Annotated in this window: 19 protein-coding genes; 17 read left to right on the forward strand and 2 right to left on the reverse strand. The window is 48.1% G+C overall.

The window, feature by feature from the left end; translation table 11 throughout:
• Positions 1–5: 5 nt before the first annotated feature.
• Positions 6–368, reverse strand: a complete 363-nt coding sequence (folB, locus tag P7M01_RS03765) for a dihydroneopterin aldolase (protein WP_317475103.1) — start codon at positions 366–368, stop codon at positions 6–8.
• Between the two features lie 102 nt (positions 369–470).
• On the opposite strand from folB, the gene plsY reads away from it, so the two are divergent.
• Positions 471–1073 carry a glycerol-3-phosphate 1-O-acyltransferase PlsY gene (gene plsY / locus P7M01_RS03770; protein WP_317483030.1) on the forward strand — a complete coding sequence of 201 codons (603 nt, stop codon included), beginning with the start codon at positions 471–473 and terminating at the stop codon, positions 1071–1073.
• A gap of 237 nt (positions 1074–1310) precedes the next feature.
• On the opposite strand, the gene P7M01_RS03775 is transcribed toward plsY, so the two are convergent.
• Positions 1311–1790, reverse strand: coding sequence for a single-stranded DNA-binding protein (locus P7M01_RS03775; protein ID WP_317483031.1), 480 nt, complete (start codon positions 1788–1790; stop codon positions 1311–1313).
• A 152-nt stretch (positions 1791–1942) separates the two neighbouring features.
• On the opposite strand from P7M01_RS03775, the gene uvrA reads away from it, so the two are divergent.
• The 16 genes from uvrA (at position 1943) to P7M01_RS03855 (ending at position 19828) form a co-directional block, all read left to right on the forward strand.
• On the forward strand, positions 1943–4774 hold the full coding sequence (gene uvrA / locus P7M01_RS03780; protein WP_317480067.1) for an excinuclease ABC subunit UvrA: 2832 nt from the start codon (positions 1943–1945) through the stop codon (positions 4772–4774).
• 120 nt (positions 4775–4894) lie between these two features.
• On the forward strand, positions 4895–5614 hold the full coding sequence (nfsA, locus tag P7M01_RS03785; protein ID WP_317475112.1) for an oxygen-insensitive NADPH nitroreductase: 720 nt from the start codon (positions 4895–4897) through the stop codon (positions 5612–5614).
• Between the two features lie 154 nt (positions 5615–5768).
• A complete protein-coding gene (gene ribF, locus P7M01_RS03790; protein ID WP_317476445.1) occupies positions 5769–6722 on the forward strand; it encodes a bifunctional riboflavin kinase/FAD synthetase in 954 nt (317 codons plus the stop codon).
• 47 nt (positions 6723–6769) lie between these two features.
• Positions 6770–9574: an isoleucine--tRNA ligase gene (ileS, locus tag P7M01_RS03795; protein ID WP_317483032.1), complete on the forward strand. Its 2805-nt coding sequence runs from the start codon at positions 6770–6772 to the stop codon at positions 9572–9574.
• Between the two features lie 122 nt (positions 9575–9696).
• Positions 9697–10188, forward strand: coding sequence for a signal peptidase II (gene lspA, locus P7M01_RS03800; RefSeq protein WP_317479010.1), 492 nt, complete (start codon positions 9697–9699; stop codon positions 10186–10188).
• Positions 10185–11132 (forward strand): 4-hydroxy-3-methylbut-2-enyl diphosphate reductase, encoded by a 948-nt coding sequence (gene ispH, locus P7M01_RS03805; RefSeq protein ID WP_317480070.1) that lies wholly within the window; start codon positions 10185–10187, stop codon positions 11130–11132. Before lspA ends, ispH begins: the two co-directional genes overlap by 4 nt.
• Positions 11133–11352: 220 nt before the next feature.
• Positions 11353–11694 (forward strand): ComEA family DNA-binding protein, encoded by a 342-nt coding sequence (locus tag P7M01_RS03810; RefSeq protein ID WP_202936990.1) that lies wholly within the window; start codon positions 11353–11355, stop codon positions 11692–11694.
• 117 nt (positions 11695–11811) lie between these two features.
• The gene (gene rdgB / locus P7M01_RS03815) at positions 11812–12411 is read left to right on the forward strand and encodes an RdgB/HAM1 family non-canonical purine NTP pyrophosphatase (protein WP_202936991.1); all 600 of its coding nucleotides are present in this window, start codon (positions 11812–11814) and stop codon (positions 12409–12411) included.
• A 20-nt stretch (positions 12412–12431) separates the two neighbouring features.
• Entirely contained in the window at positions 12432–12755 is a 324-nt protein-coding gene (locus P7M01_RS03820; RefSeq protein WP_202936992.1) for a YbjQ family protein, read from the forward strand.
• Positions 12755–13921: a radical SAM family heme chaperone HemW gene (hemW, locus tag P7M01_RS03825; protein ID WP_317483033.1), complete on the forward strand. Its 1167-nt coding sequence runs from the start codon at positions 12755–12757 to the stop codon at positions 13919–13921. The genes P7M01_RS03820 and hemW overlap by 1 nt, the downstream gene beginning before the upstream one ends.
• A gap of 245 nt (positions 13922–14166) precedes the next feature.
• Positions 14167–14826, forward strand: coding sequence for a ribose-5-phosphate isomerase RpiA (rpiA, locus tag P7M01_RS03830; protein WP_317475116.1), 660 nt, complete (start codon positions 14167–14169; stop codon positions 14824–14826).
• Positions 14827–14892: 66 nt separating this feature from the next.
• Positions 14893–16131, forward strand: a complete 1239-nt coding sequence (gene serA, locus P7M01_RS03835) for a phosphoglycerate dehydrogenase (RefSeq protein WP_317483034.1) — start codon at positions 14893–14895, stop codon at positions 16129–16131.
• A 108-nt stretch (positions 16132–16239) separates the two neighbouring features.
• The gene (gene mltG, locus P7M01_RS03840; RefSeq protein ID WP_317483035.1) at positions 16240–17298 is read left to right on the forward strand and encodes an endolytic transglycosylase MltG; all 1059 of its coding nucleotides are present in this window, start codon (positions 16240–16242) and stop codon (positions 17296–17298) included.
• Between the two features lie 86 nt (positions 17299–17384).
• Entirely contained in the window at positions 17385–18017 is a 633-nt protein-coding gene (gene tmk, locus P7M01_RS03845; protein WP_317476455.1) for a dTMP kinase, read from the forward strand.
• Positions 18010–19035, forward strand: coding sequence for a DNA polymerase III subunit delta' (locus P7M01_RS03850; RefSeq protein WP_317486324.1), 1026 nt, complete (start codon positions 18010–18012; stop codon positions 19033–19035). Before tmk ends, P7M01_RS03850 begins: the two co-directional genes overlap by 8 nt.
• Positions 19036–19045: 10 nt before the next feature.
• Positions 19046–19828 (forward strand): TatD family hydrolase, encoded by a 783-nt coding sequence (locus P7M01_RS03855; protein ID WP_317475121.1) that lies wholly within the window; start codon positions 19046–19048, stop codon positions 19826–19828.
• Positions 19829–19854 lie beyond the last annotated feature (26 nt).

Consider the following 19854-nt stretch of genomic DNA (forward strand, 5'->3'; position numbering starts at 1 on the left):
GGTCTTTAGCGGGAACAGCCGCCGCGTTCAATAATAATGCCGACGTTGCGGGCTTGCTTTACCGCTTCGGGCTTGCTTAATTTCAGTCGCAACCAGGAAATCCGGAATCGTTGTTGAAGCTGTTCCGCCACTTCGTTTGCGACGCGTTCGATTAATAGAAAGGGTTTGGATTGCACATAGTTGATGATGAATTCACTGACTTCCGCATAGTTCAGACAGTCGGCGACATCATCGGTTTCCGCCGCTTTTCGGCTGTCCCACGCCATTTCAAGATCAAAAACCAAACGTTGTTTAATCCGTTGTTCCCAATCATATACGCCGATTTGGGCTAAAACGGTGAGTTCTTCAATAAAAATGCGATCGTTCATCTTGTTGCTTAGAAATTCATGAAAAATTTGGTAGGCGTATGCTACCAAGTTTGGATACAATAAACAAAATTATTCTTCATCTTACAGGAATCATTCGTCATTATGAGCCTTTTCGCCCTTTGTTATATGTTTGCCGCTTATTTACTGGGCTCTATTTCCAGCGCGGTCATTGTTTGTCGTCTTGCCGGCTTGCCGGATCCCCGCCAGTACGGTTCGCATAATCCGGGAGCGACCAATGTGCTACGCATCGGCGGACGTTGGGCGGCGCTTGCCGTATTCGTTTTCGATGTATTAAAAGGCATGATTCCCGTCTGGTGCGGTTATTATTTGGGGTTGACTCAGTTCGAATTGGGCATGGTGGCGTTGGGTGCCTGTCTCGGTCATATTTTTCCGATTTTCTTTAAATTTAAGGGCGGTAAAGGCGTGGCTACCGCATTTGGCGCCATCGCGCCCATTGGTTGGGGCGTCTTAGTTACCATGTTAGGCACCTGGGTTTTGGTATTTGTGATTAGCGGGTATTCTTCTTTAAGCGCGGTGATTTCCGCTTTACTCGTTCCGTTATATGTCTGGTGGTTCCGACCTGAATTTACTTTTCCCGTTGCGCTTGTTTGTTGTCTGCTTATCTATCGACACCACGAGAATATTCAACGTCTTTGGCGCGGTCAGGAAGATCGCATCTGGGGCAAAAAATCCGACGAAAAATAAGCGAAAATTCGCCCGCACTTTTGCGGTTTATCGCAGTTTTTACATTCACGAATGCCTGAAATAAAGCGGAAGCGTGTTTATTTTCCGTGTTTTATGCTTTTTACGACGCACGCGTTTTTAATTACGTTTTAGTTGATCACTACATACGTACAGAATGTAAAAAAGAGAATCCTTGCATACAAAGGATTCTCTTAACATTTGTGAATTCTATATCTACAATTTTTAGATATAGGTAATTTAGAACGGAATATCGTCGTCGAAATTATCCATTGGTGGCTCAGGCTGCGGTGCCACTTTAGGCGCGGTTTGTTGACGAGGTGTCTGTGAACGGGAATATTGCTGTGGCGCGGCATTTTGCTGAGCAAAGTCACCGCCTTGGCTGTTACGGCTGTCCAACATTTGCATCACATCGCCCTGGATTTCCGTCGTGTAGCGATCCTGACCGTTTTGATCCTGCCATTTACGCGTGCGTAAACGACCTTCAACATAAATTTGCGAACCTTTGCGCAGATATTCACCCACCACTTCTGCTTGACGCCGGTAGAATACAATGCGATGCCATTCCGTCACTTCGCGACGTTCGCCGGTATTGCGATCGTTCCAGCTTTCGCTGGTTGCTACGCTGATATTGGCGACGGCTTCGCCGTTTGGCATGGTGCGAATTTCAGGATCGTTTCCTAAACGACCAACGATAATAACTTTATTGACGCCTGCCATGATTTTCTCCTAAATATTATTCTTAAAAGTGCGGTCTATTCTGCCTGAATTTCTAAAAAAGATCTATAAATTTTCACTGAATATTTTAACAGATTTAAAAATATGAGATAATCATTCCAACTTTTTTAGTATTGATTTTAATTGGACGAAAAATGGATCAAATCGACATTCGGGGAGCTCGAACTCATAACTTAAAAAACATCAATCTCACCATTCCCCGCGACAAACTTATCGTCATCACCGGTTTATCCGGTTCGGGAAAATCTTCACTGGCTTTTGATACTTTATACGCGGAAGGACAGCGGCGTTATGTGGAAAGTTTGTCCGCTTATGCCCGCCAGTTTTTATCGTTAATGGAAAAGCCTGACGTGGATAGCATCGAAGGTTTGTCGCCGGCGATTTCCATTGAACAAAAATCCACCTCTCACAATCCTCGTTCTACCGTGGGAACCGTGACGGAAATTCACGATTATCTGCGTTTATTATTCGCTCGCGTGGGCGAACCGCGCTGCCCGCATCACAATGTACCGTTAGCGGCGCAAACCATCTCGCAAATGGTGGATAAAGTACTGAGTCAGCCGGAAGATAGCCGCATGATGTTGCTTGCTCCCGTGGTTAAAGCGCGTAAGGGCGAACATCTCAAAATATTAGAACAGATCGCAGCCCAAGGTTATATTCGCGCCCGAATTGACGGCGAAATCTGTGATTTGTCCGATCCGCCGAAGTTGGAATTACAGAAAAAACATACCATCGAAGTGATCGTGGACCGTTTCAAAGTGCGGGCGGATTTAGCCACAAGATTGGCGGAATCTTTTGAAACCGCGCTGGAATTATCCGGCGGTACGGCGGTAGTTGCTTCGATGGACGATTCAACGGCGGAAGAATTGATTTTTTCCGCTAATTTTGCTTGTCCGCATTGCGGTTATTCCGTGCCGGAACTGGAACCGCGCCTGTTTTCTTTCAACAACCCCGCCGGCGCCTGTCCGACCTGCGACGGTTTGGGCGTTGAACAATATTTTGATGAAACCCGCGTGGTACAAAATCCGGGAATTTCGTTGGCAAGCGGAGCGGTAAAGGGCTGGGATCGCCGCAATTTTTATTATTACCAAATGATGAAATCCTTGAGTAATCATTACCGCTTTGATCTTGAAGCGCCCTTTGAAAGCCTGCCGAAAAAAATCCGAGACATTGTGCTATACGGTTCGGGTAGTGAAGAAATTGAATTCGTTTATTTGAATGATCGCGGCGACAGCGTGATTCGCCGCCATCCTTTTGAAGGCATTCTGAACAACATGGCGCGCCGTTACAAAGAAACGGAATCCATATCCGTACGGGAAGAACTGGCGAAAAATATCAGCACCCGTCCTTGTAAGGACTGCTGCGGTTCCCGTTTACGACTTGAAGCCCGTCATGTGTACATCGGACAAACCAATCTGCCGGATATTGCGGATATGAGTATCGGCGAGGCTTTAGCGTTTTTTGAAAAAATGGCGTTAGCGGGACAAAAAGCCCGAATTGCCGAAAAAATTCTAAAAGAAATCAAAGAACGTTTATCGTTTCTGGTTAATGTGGGGCTGAATTACCTTTCCCTTTCCCGCTCTGCCGAGACCTTGTCCGGCGGTGAAGCGCAACGTATCCGTTTAGCCAGCCAAATCGGAGCGGGGCTGGTGGGCGTTATGTATGTGCTGGACGAGCCTTCCATCGGCTTGCATCAACGAGACAACGAACGCTTGCTTAACACCTTGATTCATTTACGCAATTTAGGCAACACCGTTATTGTTGTGGAACATGACGAAGACGCCATTCGTGCGGCGGATCATATTATCGATATCGGCCCGGGCGCGGGCGTGCACGGCGGTGAAATCATTGCGCAGGGCAATGCCGAAGAAATTATGGCCAACCCGAATTCCATCACGGGTAAATTCCTGTCGGGGAAAGAAAAAATAGAAATTCCGTCAAAACGGACCGCACTTAATAAGAAAAAAATCCTGCGTTTAAACGGCGCCACAGGAAATAACCTGAAATCCGTCAATCTGGAAATTCCGGTGGGCTTATTCACCTGCATTACGGGCGTATCGGGTTCGGGCAAATCCACGCTGATTAACGATACGTTGTTCCCGTTGGCGCAAAATGCGCTGAACCGCGCGGATAACATTGATTTCGCGCCTTACAAATCCATTGAAGGTTTGGAACATTTCGATAAAGTCATCAACATCGACCAAAGCCCGATCGGACGAACGCCGCGTTCTAACCCGGCGACGTACACCGGTTTATTTACCCCGATCCGCGAATTATTTGCCGGCGTACCGGAATCCCGCGCGCGCGGTTATAACCCGGGGCGCTTCAGTTTTAACGTGCGGGGAGGGCGCTGCGAAGCCTGTCAGGGGGACGGCGTGATCAAAGTGGAAATGCATTTCCTGCCGGACGTTTATGTGCCGTGCGATCAATGTAAAGGCAAACGTTATAACCGTGAAACGCTGGAAATCCGCTACAAAGGCAAAAGCATTCACCAGGTGCTGGACATGACGGTAGAAGAGGCGCGCGAATTTTTTGACGCGATTCCCGCCATTGCGCGTAAATTGCAAACCCTGATGGACGTCGGCTTGTCTTATATTCGTCTCGGACAGTCTTCCACTACGCTTTCCGGCGGTGAAGCGCAACGGGTGAAATTAGCCACCGAATTATCGAAACGCGATACGGGCAAAACCCTTTACGTACTGGATGAACCGACTACCGGTCTGCATTTTGCCGACATCAAGCAGTTACTGGACGTGTTGCACCGTTTGCGCGATCAGGGCAATACCATCGTGGTGATCGAGCATAATCTGGACGTTATCAAAACCGCCGATTGGATTGTGGATCTCGGTCCCGAAGGCGGTAACGGCGGCGGTGAAATTATCGCAACAGGCACGCCTGAACAAGTGGCGAAAGACCCGCGTTCGCACACCGCGCGCTTCCTGAAACCGATGTTAACCCAGAAATAACCGCTTTGCTCGATACCGAAAAGGATTTTGCAGCGGTCAATGGCGATAAAAAAACATCGCAAAATTTGACCGCACTTTTCTTTCCGAACGCAAGAAAACAGAGAATAAAGAGGCAATATTATGCAAAGCAAACCCGCTTTAGAGACGATTTTATCCCATCGTTCCATTCGTAAATTCACGGATCAACCGATTTCCGAGGAGACTTTCGAACGGTTAATCGACGCCGCCCGGCGCGCGTCTTCCTCGAATAACCTGCAGTGCGTGACCATTATTCGGGTGAAGGATCCCGCGATCCGCCAAACGTTACGGCAAGCTTCCGGCATGGAATATGTCACCGAATGTGCGGAATTTTTGGTGTTCTGTATTGATTTTCACAAGCATCGGCAGCTTGATCCTGACGCTCAGCTGGATTGGGCGGAAGTCAGCCTCATCGGCGCGGTGGATACGGGAATTATGGCGCAGAACGTGTTGTTGGCGGCGGAATCGCTCGGTTTAGGCGGCGTATATATCGGTGCGTTGCGCAACGGCATTGAAACGGCGGCAAAAGCGTTGAATTTGCCGAAATTCTGCGTGCCGTTAGTCGGAATGTGTCTGGGCTATCCGGCGCAGAATCCGGATTTGAAACCTCGCCTGCCGCGTCAGTTAATGTGTCACGAAAACGGGTATCAACCGCTCGACGAAAACCTTCTGGCGGATTACAACGCCGAAATCGCCGCCTATTATCGGGCGCGCACCGGCGAATCTCAACAATGGCAGGATGCGATTCGCCATTCGTTAGATCACGCCGTGCGTCCGCATATTCTGCCGTTCTTCCAACAACAAGGATTGCTAAAACGTTAATTTTTTCGACCGCACTTCAAAGAAGCAATCCGTTAAAGTGCGGTCGATTTTTCGTGAGTTTTTTCTGCGCAAACCTCAGCTTTAATCTTGCATGATTTATGCGTATAATACCGCATTACTTCGGCTTTAAACTCAAGGAACGGATTTTCACTCAATGCGATTGATTCGAGGCATGCACAATCTGCGGCAAAATTTTGAACGTTGCGCGCTAACCATTGGTAATTTTGACGGCGTGCACCTCGGACATCAGGCCGTGTTGCGTCACTTGCGTGAAAAAGCGAACAGCCTGAATCTGCCGATGGTCGTGATGTTATTCGAACCTCAGCCGCGCGAATATTTTCAGGGTGAACGAGCGCCCGCCCGTTTGATGCGGTTGCGTGATAAATTGCATTATTTAAACGAAGCCGGTGTGGATTTCGTCATCTGCATAAAATTTGACCGCGCTTTTGCGGCGTTAACGGCGGAGGCATTTATCCGCGAATGGCTGGTGCACAAACTGAATGTCGGTTTTTTGAGCATCGGCGACGATTTCCGTTTCGGCGCCGACCGGAAAGGAGATTTCGCCTTGTTACAACAAGCCGGTGCGCAATTCGGCTTTACGGTGGAAGACAACAGCACTTTCTATTTGCGCGAACAGCGAATCAGCAGCACGGCAATCCGCACCGCTTTGGCGCAAGATAACCTTGCTTTGGCGGAAAGCCTGCTCGGCCGACCTTATCGCATTTTCGGCAAAGTGGTGCACGGAAAAAAATTAGGGCGCACCATCGGTTTTCCTACGGCGAATATCCGTTTGCAGCGTCAGGTGAATCCGGTTAAAGGCGTGTATGCGGTGAAAGTGCAATGCGAAGCGAGTGTGCGGGGCGAAAAGTGCGGTCGAATTTTTGAAGGAATTGCGAACATCGGTCAGCGCCCGACGGTGGATGGTGTGAAACAGTTGCTTGAGGTGCATCTATTTGATTTTAATAGTAATTTATACGGTAAAACTATTTCGGTGGAATTTTGTAAAAAAATCCGCGACGAAGTAAAATTTCCATCGGTGGACGCGCTGAAAGCGCAAATTCGGCAAGATGCCCTGACGGCGAGAGATTATTTTCAACGGAACGGCTGATTCCGTGATTTCAACAACAAGATTTTTTATTTACAACGGTACGAAAAATGTCTGAACAAAAAGATTACAAAAATACGTTAAACCTGCCGGAAACGGGGTTTCCGATGCGCGGAGATTTGGCTAAACGCGAGCCTGCGATGCTAAAAAACTGGTATGAAAAAAATCTCTATCAAAAAATCCGCGCTTATTCGAAAGGCAAAAAATCTTTCATTTTGCATGACGGTCCTCCTTATGCCAACGGTAGCATTCATATCGGTCACGCTGTAAATAAAATTTTAAAAGACATTATTATTAAATCCAAAACCGCGCTGGGTTTTGACAGCCCGTATATTCCGGGCTGGGACTGCCACGGCTTGCCGATTGAATTAAAAGTGGAAGCTTTGGTGGGAAAACCGAATCAGAAAATCTCGGCGGCGGAATTTCGCGAAGAATGCCGTAAATATGCGCGTGAACAAGTGGAAGGACAGAAAAAAGATTTCATTCGTTTAGGCGTGTTAGGTGATTGGGATAATCCGTATCTGACCATGAATTTCGATACGGAAGCCAATATCATTCGGGCGTTCGGTAAAGCGGTGGCAAACGGGCATTTGTACAAAGGTTCCAAACCGGTTCACTGGTGCTTGGATTGCGCCTCTTCACTGGCGGAAGCGGAAGTGGAATATGAAGACAGAACTTCACCGTCCATTTATGTGCGTTTTGCCGCGGTCGATGAAAGTGCGGTGGAAAATAAGTTCGTTTTAACGGAAAAAGGACAAGGCAAATTGTCCGCGGTGATTTGGACGACGACGCCTTGGACGTTGCCGTCCAATAAAGCCATTTCCATCAACCCGGAATTGGAATACCAAATCGTGCAATTCGGTGAGGAGCGTTTAATTTTAGCCGCCGAATTAGTAGCAAGCGTTGCGCAGGCGGTTGGCATTGAAAATTGGAAAGTATTGGGATCGGCAAAAGGGTCCGATTTGGAATTACTGCAATTTAAACATCCGTTCTATTATTACAATGTGCCGTTTATTCTGGGCGATCACGTCACCACCGACGGCGGAACGGGATTGGTGCATACCGCACCGGATCACGGTCAGGACGACTATGTGGTTTCCCGCAAATACAATATCGGTATGGCCGGTTTAGTGGGCAACGATGGTAAATTTAATTCGGATGTGAAATTTTTTGCGGGACTTGGCGTGTTTGAGTCTAACGGTAAAGTGCTGGAAAAATTAGAGGAAGTGGGCGCATTACTGAAACTGGGAAAAATCCGCCACAGTTATCCGCATTGCTGGCGTCACAAAACTCCGATTATCTTTCGCGCTACGCCGCAGTGGTTTATCGGTATGGAAACCAAAGGTTTACGCCAACAGGCATTGACTGAAATTAAAAATGTGCGTTGGATTCCGGATTGGGGTCAGGCCCGTATTGAAAAGATGGTGGAAAACCGTCCGGATTGGTGTATTTCTCGTCAGCGTACCTGGGGCGTGCCGGTGGCGTTATTTATTCATAACGAAACCGAACAGCTGCACCCACATACCGTCGAGTTAATCGAAAAAGTGGCGAAACTGGTTGAACAAAAAGGCATTCAGGCCTGGTGGGATCTGGATCCGAAAGATTTACTCGGCGACGATGCCGAACATTACAGCAAAGTGCCGGATACGTTGGACGTCTGGTTTGATTCCGGCTCCACTTATTATTCCGTGGTGAAAAACCGCCCTGAATTTAACGGCAAAGAAGCGGATATGTATCTCGAAGGTTCCGATCAACACCGCGGTTGGTTTATGTCGTCGTTAATGCTTTCCACCGCAACCGATAATAAAGCGCCTTACAAACAAGTGCTGACTCACGGTTTTACGGTGGACGGTCAAGGTCGGAAAATGTCGAAATCCATCGGTAATATCGTAACGCCGCAGGAAGTGATGGATAAATTCGGCGGCGATATTTTACGTTTATGGGTGGCGTCAACGGACTATACCGGCGAAATGACGGTTTCCGATGAGATCTTAAAACGTGCTGCAGACAGTTACCGTCGTATCCGTAATACTGCTCGTTTCTTGCTGGCGAATTTGAACGGTTTTGATCCGAAACGGGATTTGGTGAAACCGGAAGACATGATTTCCCTCGATCGTTGGGCGGTGGATTGTGCATTGCAGGCGCAAAACGAAATTCAAGACGCGTATGATAATTATCAGTTCCATACCGTGGTGCAGCGTTTAATGAAATTCTGTTCTGTCGAAATGGGCTCATTCTATTTAGATATTATCAAAGATCGTCAATACACGACCAAAGCGGACAGTCTTGCCCGTCGCAGTTGTCAAACGGCGTTGTGGCATATTGCGGAAGCCTTGGTACGTTGGATTGCGCCGATTCTTTCCTTCACGGCGGATGAAATCTGGCACTATATTCCGGGTGAGCGCGGTGAATTTGTTTTCACCGAAGAATTTTATGACGGTTTATTCGCTCTGGAACCCGACGAAGAATTGGATGACGCTTACTGGCAACAAGTGATCACCGTACGTAACGAAGTCAACCGCGTGCTTGAACAAGCCCGTAATGATAAAGTGATCGGCGGCGGCTTGGAAGCGGAAGTGACCATTTTCGCTAACGACGAATACCGCGCGTTGCTCAATAAACTGGGCAATGAATTACGTTTTGTAACGATTACGTCAAAAGCCGAAGTGAAAACTTTAGCGGATGCCGATGTATCCGAAGGCGAAGTGCCGGGATTAGCCATCAAAGCTATTCGTTCCGCCAACCACAAATGCCCGCGCTGCTGGCATTATTCGGACAGTAAAGACGCAAACAGCCTGTGTTCGCGCTGTGAAGAAAACGTCAACGGCAACGGTGAAGTGCGTCGGTTTGCGTAATGATGTCACCGGATTTTAAAGCGGATTGATATTTTTGGTAAGGGCGAATCATATTCGCCCTAAATTTCAGGGATTATCTCGGGCGAAGATCATTCGCCCTTACATTATTTAGGTTGCATCAGATGCAAAAAAAATCAGGTTTATCATTTTTATGGTTAAGTGCGGTCGCTTTTTTCATAGATTTACTAACGAAATATATCGTGACGCAAAACTTTGAACTATATGAAAGCGTAAACGTACTGCCGATATTTAATTTAACCTATGCCAGAAATACGGGTGCCGCCTTCAGTTTTCTAGCGGAACACGGCGGTTGGCAGAAATATTTTTTTATTGTGCTGGCGTTGGTGATTTCCGCCGTGTTGGTGTATTTGCTCCGTAAAAACAGTGCGCAGCAGAAATTGCAGAATTCCGCTTACGCCTTAATTATCGGCGGAGCGCTTGCCAATATGGCGGATCGCGCTTATAACGGTTTTGTGGTGGATTTCTTCGATTTTTTCTGGCGGGAATGGCATTATCCCGTGTTTAATGTGGCGGATATCGCCATTTGTGTAGGCGTGGGATTGTTGATTCTGGACAGTTTTAAGAATGGCGAGAAAAAGGCGGACAAGCGATGAAAATTATTTTAGCCAATCCGCGCGGCTTCTGCGCCGGCGTGGATCGCGCCATCAGTATTGTGGAACTTGCCCTTGAAATTCACGGTGCACCGATTTACGTACGTCACGAAGTGGTGCACAATCGTTTTGTCGTGAACGGATTGCGCGAACGCGGCGCCGTCTTTGTGGAAGAATTGGATGAAGTGCCGGACGGCGCGATTGTGATTTTTTCCGCCCACGGCGTGCCGCAGTCGGTGCGTCAGGAAGCGAAGCGCCGCAATCTGAAAGTGTTCGACGCCACTTGCCCGCTGGTAACGAAAGTGCATATGCAGGTGGCGCGCGCCAGTCGTAAAGGAACAAAAGCGATTCTTATCGGGCACGAAGGTCATCCTGAAGTGCAGGGCACCATGGGACAATATGACAATCGTGACGGCGGCATTTTTTTGGTTGAAAACGTGGAAGATATTGCAAAATTGCATTTGCGCGACGGCGATGATTTGACTTTTATGACACAAACGACATTATCCATTGACGATACGGCGGATGTGATTGAAGCGTTAAAACAAAAATATCCCAATATTCAGGGGCCGCGTAAAAACGATATTTGTTATGCCACCACCAACCGCCAACAGGCGGTGCGGGATTTAGCCAAGCAATGCGATTTAGTCATTGTTATCGGGTCGAAAAATTCCTCTAATTCCAACCGTCTGGCGGAACTGGCAAACCGCATGGGCACGCCGGCGAAGCTGCTGGATGACGCGAATGACGTCGATCCGGCCTGGCTCGAAAATGTCGAAACCATCGGTGTGACGGCAGGGGCTTCGGCGCCGGAAGTGCTGGTGCAATCTGTGGTTTCCCGCTTGAGAGAATTGGGCGTGGATACGGTTGAAGAGCTGGAAGGCTGCGAAGAAAATATGTTCTTCGAGGTGCCGAAAGAACTGCGTGTCAACGAAGTGAATGAATAAGGTTTTTGATCGGCGCCTTTATTCGTTTTTCTGAAAAAACGTGTCGATTTTTTACCGCACTTTAAGGGGCGTTGGCGAAAGCCGAACGCCCTTTTATTTTATAAATCGATTATTTTTGCGATCAGGATTCCAAAAGTGCGGTCGGATTGTTGCCGATTTTTGCCGTTCCTTTCAAAGTATGCCCGTTGAAAATACTCAACATAACTTAGAAGGAAAATTTATGAAGGCATTTAAAACATTATTGGCATCCGGTTTGATGACAGGTTTTTTATTAAGCGGTTCCGCGTTGGCGGCGGAACCGGCCGGTGCGGCGGAGCCTGCCGTGAAACAGACGCAAACCGTAACCGAAACGCAAAACGCGGCAAGCGACAAGATCAATATTAACAGCGCAACGGCAAGTGAGATTTCCAAATCCTTAATCGGTATCGGAGCGAAAAAAGCGGAAGCTATTGTGCAATATCGCGAAAAACACGGCAATTTTACCGAGGCGGAACAACTGCTTGAAGTGCAGGGAATCGGTAAAGCGACGCTGGATAAAAACCGGGATCGCCTCACCTTTTAATTTATTCGTTAATCAAATCGGCGGCATAGGAATATGCCGCTTTTTTGTTATAATGTCCGCACGTTTTAGGTGCGAAAAAAGCGGATTTTTCGCGCCAGTGCAAAGAGGATAATTAACATGAAACAGAAAATCGTTTTGGCGACCGGGAATCGGGGCAAAGTCAAGGAAATGGCGGATGTTCTGGCGGATTTCGGCTTTGAAGTGATCGCGCAAACGGATTTAGGCATTGAAAGTCCGGAAGAAACCGGATTAACTTTTGTGGAAAATGCTATTTTGAAAGCCCGTTATGCGGCGAAAGTATCGGGTTTGCCCGCTATCGCGGATGACAGCGGTTTGGTTGTGGCGGCATTAAACGGTGAGCCGGGTTTGTATTCCGCCCGTTATGCGGGCGTGGACGGCGATGAAGCCGATGCCTTGAATCGTCGGAAATTATTACGGAATATGGCGGATATCGCCGACGAACATCGCCGGGCGAAATTCGTCAGTTGTATCGTATTGTTGCGACATGAAACCGATCCGAGCCCGATTATCGCGGAAGGCGAATGTTCGGGCGTGATTATTCGCGAAGAAAAAGGCGATAACGGTTTTGGCTACGACAGTCTGTTTTTCAGCCCGGAAAAAGGCTGTACTTTTGCCGAGTTGGAAACCGTCGAGAAGAAAAAAATCTCGCATCGCGCCCGTGCGCTGGCGGTGTTAAAACAAAAACTTTCAAAATAATCGAATGACAGGATGATAAAATGTTACTAACCACAACAAACAGCGTTGAAGGCAAACAAATCGTTGAATATAAAGAGATTGTGTACGGCGAAGTAGTTGCCGGCGCTAACTTTATTCGCGATTTCTTTGCGAGTTTTACCGATATTTTCGGCGGGCGTTCGCGTTCTTATGAAAGCAAACTCACATCCGCACGTCAGGATGCGATTAACGAAATGGTGACCAATGCTCAGCGCGCGGGAGCGAATGCCGTGGTCGGCGTAGAAGTCAATTATACCTCTATCGGTTCGGGCTCAAAAAGCATGTTTATGATTGTGGCGAGCGGCACGGCGGTCGTGGTGCGGTAATGGCCGAATTGACGCTACCGCCGCTCAGTCTTTACGTGCATATTCCGTGGTGCGTGCAGAAATGTCCTTATTGCGATTTCAATTCTCACGGACAAAAAGGCGAGATTCCCGAACGGGATTATGTGGGTCATCTGTTGGCGGATTTGCGGCAGGATCTGCAACGTTATCGCGACAGTATCCGTAATCGCCCGTTATCTTCGATTTTCATCGGCGGCGGCACTCCGAGCCTGTTTTCCGCAGAAGCTATCCGAACCTTGCTGGCCGGCATTCGAGCGCAAATTCCCTTTTCAGAGGAAATTGAAATTACCCTTGAAGTCAATCCCGGCACGGCGGAGGCCGAACGTTTCCGCGGTTACGTAAATGCCGGCGTCACGCGGCTTTCCGTCGGCATTCAGAGTTTTTCCGACGAAAAACTGAAGGCGTTGGGGCGCATTCACAATTCTGCGGAGGCCCAAAGTGCGGTAGGTTTTGCGCAAGATTTATTCGGGCAAGGGCTGAAAAGTTTTAATCTCGATTTAATGCACGGTTTGCCGAATCAGACGGTGGAACAAGCGTTGGACGATTTGCAGCGGGCCATTGCACTGAATCCGCCGCATTTGTCCTGGTATCAGCTCACCGTCGAACCCAATACGATGTTTGCTTATCGTCCGCCGAAATTGCCCGATGACGATGAATTATGGGATATTTTCGAACAAGGGCATCAATTGTTGACGGCGGCGGGCTATCAACAATATGAAACCTCCGCTTACGCAAAACCGGGTTTTCAATGCCGGCATAATTTGAATTACTGGCGTTTCGGCGATTATCTTGCCGTCGGTTGCGGCGCCCACGGCAAACTGAGTTTCACGGACGGACGCATTGTGCGTTACAGTAAAACCAAGCACCCGAAAGGCTATTTGCGCGGCGAATATCTTTATGAAGAAAAAAACGTGCCGAAATCCGACCGCACTTTTGAGTTTTTCATGAACCGTTTCCGCCTGCTGGAACCGGTGCCGAAAACGGAATTCGAACAATTTACCGGGTTGTCGCAAAATGCGGTGAAAAATGATATTGTTTGGGCGGCGGAACAAAAATATTTAACGGAAACCGATCGTAGCTGGCAAATAACCGAACACGGCAAACTGTTTTTGAACGAATTACTGGCGCGCTTTTTGCCGGACGATTAGAGCGGGTTTTCCATCGCCGATAAGTTGAAAGACGGTCTTCGTATTGAGAATGTTGCAAAGACGGTGATAAAAGACAGCGGTAATAAAATTTGTCGGTTAACCTATTGAAAAATTTATGAAATAGGTTAAATAACCAAATTTTTACCGTCGAATAAACAAATTTGTATCAGATTACGCTTGTGTCGCGATCTGTTTGGTATTAGAGTATAGCAATCGTTTGCCTATGAGTAAATAAAGGATAAGTTATGGATCAACTCGAAATGAAAAAAATGGCTGCCCAAGCCGCATTACAATTTGTCCGGCCCGACAGCATTGTGGGCGTCGGCAGCGGTTCCACCGTAAATTGTTTTATTGAAGCGCTGGGAAGCCTGAGAGATCAAATTAAAGGCGCGGTGGCGGCGTCCAAAGCTTCGGAAGAATTGTTACGCAAGCAGGGCATTGAAGTGTTCAGCGCCAATGATGTATCGAGTTTGGATATTTATGTGGACGGCGCGGACGAAATCAATCCGCAAAAAATGATGATTAAAGGCGGCGGTGCGGCGTTAACCCGCGAGAAAATCGTGGCGTCGCTGACCAAAAATTTCATCTGCATTGTGGACAGTTCAAAACAGGTGGACGTGCTGGGCTCCACTTTTCCGCTGCCGGTGGAAGTGATTCCCATGGCGCGTTCTCAGGTGGCCCGCAAACTGGTGGCGTTAGGCGGCTCGCCGGAGTGGCGTCAGGGCGTGGTAACGGATAACGGCAATGTCATTTTGGACGTGCACAATTTCCCGATTATGAATCCGGTGGAAATGGAAAAAGAATTAAATAACGTGGCGGGCGTGGTGACAAACGGGATTTTTGCTTTGAATGCGGCCAATACCGTCATCGTCGGCACGGCGGAAGGGGCAAAAATCATCAAATAATCAAAAAACGATGGTAAATTTGACCGCACTTTATAACGAATACAAACACAATTATAAGGAAAAACTATGACAGCGAAAGTCTCTCTGGATAAATCAAAGATTAAGTTCTTACTGTTGGAAGGCGTACATCAAAATGCGCTGGACGTATTACATGCCGCAGGTTATACCAATATTGAATACCACAAAAAAGCGTTGGAGCCGGAGGAGTTAAAACAAGCGATTAAAGATGCGCATTTCATCGGTTTGCGCTCGCGTACCAATTTAACGGCGGACATTCTCGAACATGCGCAAAAACTGATTGCCATCGGCTGTTTTTGTATCGGCACCAACCAAGTGGCGTTAGAGGCCGCTAAAGAAAAAGGCATTCCCGTGTTTAACGCGCCGTTTTCCAACACCCGTTCCGTCGCAGAATTGGTGCTGGCGGAAATCATTTTGTTAATGCGAAATATTCCGAAAGCCAATATGGAAGTGCATCGCGGCGAATGGAATAAATCGGCGGCGGGCTCCCATGAAGTGCGGGGCAAAAAACTCGGGATTATCGGCTACGGCCACATCGGTTCGCAGTTAAGTATTATCGCGGAATCCTTGGGTATGAACGTCTTTTTCTACGACGTGGAAACCAAATTACCGCTGGGAAATGCGCAACAGGTGAATTCTTTGGAAGAACTGCTCGGCAGTTGCGATGTGATTTCGTTGCACGTACCGGAAAACGCTTCCACGAAAAACCTGATGAGCGCGGAACGCATTGCGCAATTAAAACAAGGCAGTATTCTGATTAACGCGGCTCGCGGCACGGTGGTGGACGTTGATGCGTTGGCGGCGGCGCTGGAATCCGGTAAAGTCCATGGCGCGGCGGTGGACGTATTCCCGAAAGAACCGGCATCCGCGGAGGAAACTTTCGAATCGCCGCTGCGTAAATTCGATAACGTCATTCTGACGCCGCATGTGGGCGGTTCGACCGCCGAGGCGCAGGAAAATATCGGTACGGAAGTGGCGCTGAAATTCGTGAAATATTCGGACAACGGTTCGACCCTGTCCGCCGTGAACTTCCCGGAAGTTTCGTTACCGGAACAAAATACCGGCAAAGCCAAACGCCTGTTGCACATTCATCGCAACAAACCGGGTATCATGAACAAAATCAACCAAGTGTTTGTGGACGCCGGTGTGAATATCGCCGCCCAATTCCTGCAAACGGATCCGTCCATCGGTTACGTGGTGATTGATGTGGAAACGGAAAATACCGACGATTTGTTAACCAAACTAAAAGAAATCGACGGCACCATTCGCGCCCGCGTGTTGTTCTGACGGTTTGAACGAATCCGATTTAAAAAGTGCGGTCAAATTTGACCGCATTTTTTCTTTCTTTGCGGTTCTATGTTAGAATCTTCGAAATTTTAAACTGTGAATTTAGCGATGAAAAAATTTCTATCTTTCGTTCTGACGCTGCTGATGATTGCGGCGGGCGCAGGGCTTTGGGGCTATCATCAAATCCGACAGGTGCTGCAACAACCGATCTCGGCGCAGCCCGATCAGTTGTTGACTTTAGAACGGGGCACGACGGGCAAAAAACTGGCCGCTTTGTTTGAGCAGGAAAAATTGCTGGAAGACGCCGCCTGGTTGCCTTGGGCGTTAAAATTTCAACCGAATCTGAATAATGTGAAAGCGGGCACTTATTCCTTAAACGGCGTGGAAACCGTGGAAGCGTTGTTGCAGCTTTTAAATTCGGGTAAAGAAGCGCAATTCAGCATTCGTTTTACTGACGGCGAAACCTGGAAACAGGTGAAAAAATCGTTAGAAAACGCACCGCACTTAAAGCGGGTTTTCGATTATCGGAGCGAAAATCTCGAACGCGAAATTTTTAACGGCTTGGCTGCGGATGACAGCGCATCCGCCATGAATAATATGCTGGCCGGGCAGCAAAAACTGGAAGGCTGGATTTATCCCGATACTTACAATTACGTACCGAATTCCACCGATGCGGCGTTGCTGAAACGGGCGATGGACAAAATGGTGAAAACGCTGGATAAAGCCTGGGCGGAACGGGATGCGGATTTGCCGCTGGAAACGCCTTATCAAATGCTGATTCTGGCTTCTATTGTGGAAAAAGAAAGCGGATTATTGGCGGAACGCGGAAAAATCGCTTCGGTATTTGTGAATCGCTTGAAAAACAAAATGCGTTTACAAACGGATCCTACCGTTATTTACGGTATGGGCGAAGCCTATGACGGCAATATCCGCAAGAAAGATCTGGAAACGGAAACGGAATACAATACATATTTGATTGAAGGATTACCGCCGACACCGATTGCCAATCCAAGCGAAAGCGCGTTGATGGCGGTTGCGCATCCGGACAAAACGGATTATCTGTATTTTGTGGCGGACGGCAGCGGCGGGCATAAATTCAGCCGTAATCTGACCGAACATAATCGGGCGGTGCAGGAATATTTGAAATGGTATCGCGAGAAAAAATAAGAAATTCTTCTCTCATGCCAGGCTGACGCCAAACATGCTTAACTTTTACCGGTGAGCGACGGGCTCACTCTTTAACAGATAGATTTATGAACGGAAAATTCATTGTGCTGGAAGGCCTGGAAGGCGCAGGCAAAACCACGGCGTTACGGACGGTCGTGGAGCAGCTGCGAGCATTCGGTATTACGGATTTAGTGTTTACCCGCGAACCCGGTGGTACGCCGTTGGCGGAAAAATTGCGTCAGCTGATTAAACACGAAACGGAAGAGCCGGTGACGGACAAAGCGGAGCTTTTAATGTTGTACGCCGCGCGCATTCAGTTGGTGGAAAACGTGATTAAGCCGGCATTGGCGGCGGGCAAATGGGTGATTGGCGATCGTCATGATTTGTCGTCACAAGCGTATCAGGGCGGCGGACGCGGATTGGATCGCCGTTTCATGCAAACATTGAAAGACTGTGTATTGGGCGATTTCGAACCGGATTTTACTCTGTATCTGGACATTGATCCCGCCGTGGGATTGGCGCGCGCACGCGGACGCGGCGAATTGGATCGCATTGAACGGGCGGGGTTGGATTTTTTCAATCGCACAAGAACGCGTTATTTGGAGTTGGTTCGCGATAATCCGAAAGTCGTGGTGATTAACGCGCAGCAAAATATCGAACAGGTGACGGCGGACATTCAAAGTGCGGTCAAAAAATTCGTAGAATTTCAACATGGTTAATCTTTATCCTTGGCTGACGCCGATTTATCACAATATCACCGCGGCCTTTAGCCAAGGGCACGGGCATCATGCTTTGTTGTTTAAGGCGGATGAAGGCGTTGGAGCGGAAAATTTAGTGACGGCGACGGCGCGGTTTTTATTATGTCAGGCGTCGCGAAGCGAAGAAAAACCTTGCGGGCGATGTCATGCCTGTCAGTTATTTCAGGCGGGCAGTCATTCGGATTTTCATGTGCTGGCACCGATCGATAACAAAGATATCGGCGTGGATCAGGTGCGCGAAATCAATGAAACCGTCGCTCAACACGCGCAGCAGGGCGGGAATAAAGTCGTATGTTTACAAGGCGCGGAACGGTTGACGGAAGCGGCGGCCAACGCCTTGTTGAAAACCCTGGAAGAACCGCGTGCAAATACTTATTTCTTGCTGCAAACGGACGTAAACGCCGCTTTATTGCCGACGATCTACAGCCGTTGTCAGGCCTGGATGGTCGCTTCACCGCCGCAAGATACGGCGTTGGCATGGTTACAGCAACAGCCTGTCGTTGTGCAATCGGCAGAAAAAACGGATGAAATTTTGACCGCACTTCGCATTAATTACGGGCGTCCGTTACTGGCTCGGGAAACGCTGGCGCAAGGGTTAATCGAAAAACGGCGAGAATTTTTGCGTGCGTTTTGGTTGTTCTATCAACGCCGTTCGCCGTTAGAACTGTTGCCGTTATTTGATAAGTCTTTGATTTTGCAGCAAGTGGAATGGATTACTGCATTTTTAGCCGATGCGTTAAAGGATAAACTGGAAATCCGAGACGGTTGGATTTGTCTGGATTTGGTTCGCGGCGTGCGTCAATTCAGCGAAAAGCAAAGCGTGCAAGGGTTGCTGGAAGCCAATCGGATTATGCAACAAATGCGCTCAGATTTAACCCGGATTACGGCGGTGAACCAGGAATTGATTTTATTAGACGGATTAATCCGTCTGATTACGGAAGTATTTTGTCCGGAATCGGATTCCGGACGGGCGGATTAAAGGAATTATTATGTTTATTGTCGACAGCCATTGCCATTTGGATGCATTGGATTATGAAAAACGGCATGAAAATGTGGATGACGTGGTAGAAAAAGCGCGGTTGCGCGGCGTACGTCATTTATTGAATATCGGCGTTACTTTAAGCCGTTTTGAAAAACAGCGCGAAATGTTGGCGCATTTGGATAACGTTTCGCTGGCTTGCGGCGTGCATCCGCTGGATTTGGAAGACGAGCCTTATGATCACGCACGTTTGCTGGAATTAGCTTCGCATCCGAAAGTGGTGGCGATTGGCGAAATCGGACTGGATTATTATTACAGCGCGGAAAATAAAGCGAAACAGCAATCGATCTTCGCGCGACAAATTCAGGCGGCAAATGCGTTGAATAAACCCGTGATTATTCATACCCGTGATGCGGGTGACGATACTATTGCGTTGCTGCGCGAAAATCAGGCGCAAAAGTGCGGCGGCGTGATTCATTGTTTCACCGAAACCATGGCGTTCGCCGAAAAAGCTTTGGAGTTGGGATTTTACATTTCCTGTTCCGGCATTGTGACGTTCAAAAATGCGGAAGATATTCGCGATGTGATTCGCGAAGTGCCGCTGGATCGCCTGTTGGTGGAAACCGATAGTCCGTATCTGGCGCCCGTTCCTTACCGCGGTAAGGAAAATCAACCGGCATATACGCGGGAAGTTTGTGAATATGTGGCGGCGTTAAAAGGTCTGTCCGCGCAGGAATTCGCCCGAATTACCGTGGAAAATTTCGAACGTTTATTTAAAATTAAAGTTCATTAATCGTTTATTTTGTAAAGTGCGGTGAA

The organism is Exercitatus varius (assembly GCF_029577735.1).
GTDB lineage: Bacteria > Pseudomonadota > Gammaproteobacteria > Enterobacterales > Pasteurellaceae > Exercitatus > Exercitatus varius.

Coding starts and splice junctions, on each gene's coding strand:
- folB (WP_317475103.1), bottom strand. CDS start 368: ATGAACGATCGCATTTTTATTGAAGAACTCACCGTTTTAGCCCAAATC.
- plsY (WP_317483030.1), top strand. CDS start 471: ATGAGCCTTTTCGCCCTTTGTTATATGTTTGCCGCTTATTTACTGGGC.
- P7M01_RS03775 (WP_317483031.1), bottom strand. CDS start 1,790: ATGGCAGGCGTCAATAAAGTTATTATCGTTGGTCGTTTAGGAAACGAT.
- uvrA (WP_317480067.1), top strand. CDS start 1,943: ATGGATCAAATCGACATTCGGGGAGCTCGAACTCATAACTTAAAAAAC.
- nfsA (WP_317475112.1), top strand. CDS start 4,895: ATGCAAAGCAAACCCGCTTTAGAGACGATTTTATCCCATCGTTCCATT.
- ribF (WP_317476445.1), top strand. CDS start 5,769: ATGCGATTGATTCGAGGCATGCACAATCTGCGGCAAAATTTTGAACGT.
- ileS (WP_317483032.1), top strand. CDS start 6,770: ATGTCTGAACAAAAAGATTACAAAAATACGTTAAACCTGCCGGAAACG.
- lspA (WP_317479010.1), top strand. CDS start 9,697: ATGCAAAAAAAATCAGGTTTATCATTTTTATGGTTAAGTGCGGTCGCT.
- ispH (WP_317480070.1), top strand. CDS start 10,185: ATGAAAATTATTTTAGCCAATCCGCGCGGCTTCTGCGCCGGCGTGGAT.
- P7M01_RS03810 (WP_202936990.1), top strand. CDS start 11,353: ATGAAGGCATTTAAAACATTATTGGCATCCGGTTTGATGACAGGTTTT.
- rdgB (WP_202936991.1), top strand. CDS start 11,812: ATGAAACAGAAAATCGTTTTGGCGACCGGGAATCGGGGCAAAGTCAAG.
- P7M01_RS03820 (WP_202936992.1), top strand. CDS start 12,432: ATGTTACTAACCACAACAAACAGCGTTGAAGGCAAACAAATCGTTGAA.
- hemW (WP_317483033.1), top strand. CDS start 12,755: ATGGCCGAATTGACGCTACCGCCGCTCAGTCTTTACGTGCATATTCCG.
- rpiA (WP_317475116.1), top strand. CDS start 14,167: ATGGATCAACTCGAAATGAAAAAAATGGCTGCCCAAGCCGCATTACAA.
- serA (WP_317483034.1), top strand. CDS start 14,893: ATGACAGCGAAAGTCTCTCTGGATAAATCAAAGATTAAGTTCTTACTG.
- mltG (WP_317483035.1), top strand. CDS start 16,240: ATGAAAAAATTTCTATCTTTCGTTCTGACGCTGCTGATGATTGCGGCG.
- tmk (WP_317476455.1), top strand. CDS start 17,385: ATGAACGGAAAATTCATTGTGCTGGAAGGCCTGGAAGGCGCAGGCAAA.
- P7M01_RS03850 (WP_317486324.1), top strand. CDS start 18,010: ATGGTTAATCTTTATCCTTGGCTGACGCCGATTTATCACAATATCACC.
- P7M01_RS03855 (WP_317475121.1), top strand. CDS start 19,046: ATGTTTATTGTCGACAGCCATTGCCATTTGGATGCATTGGATTATGAA.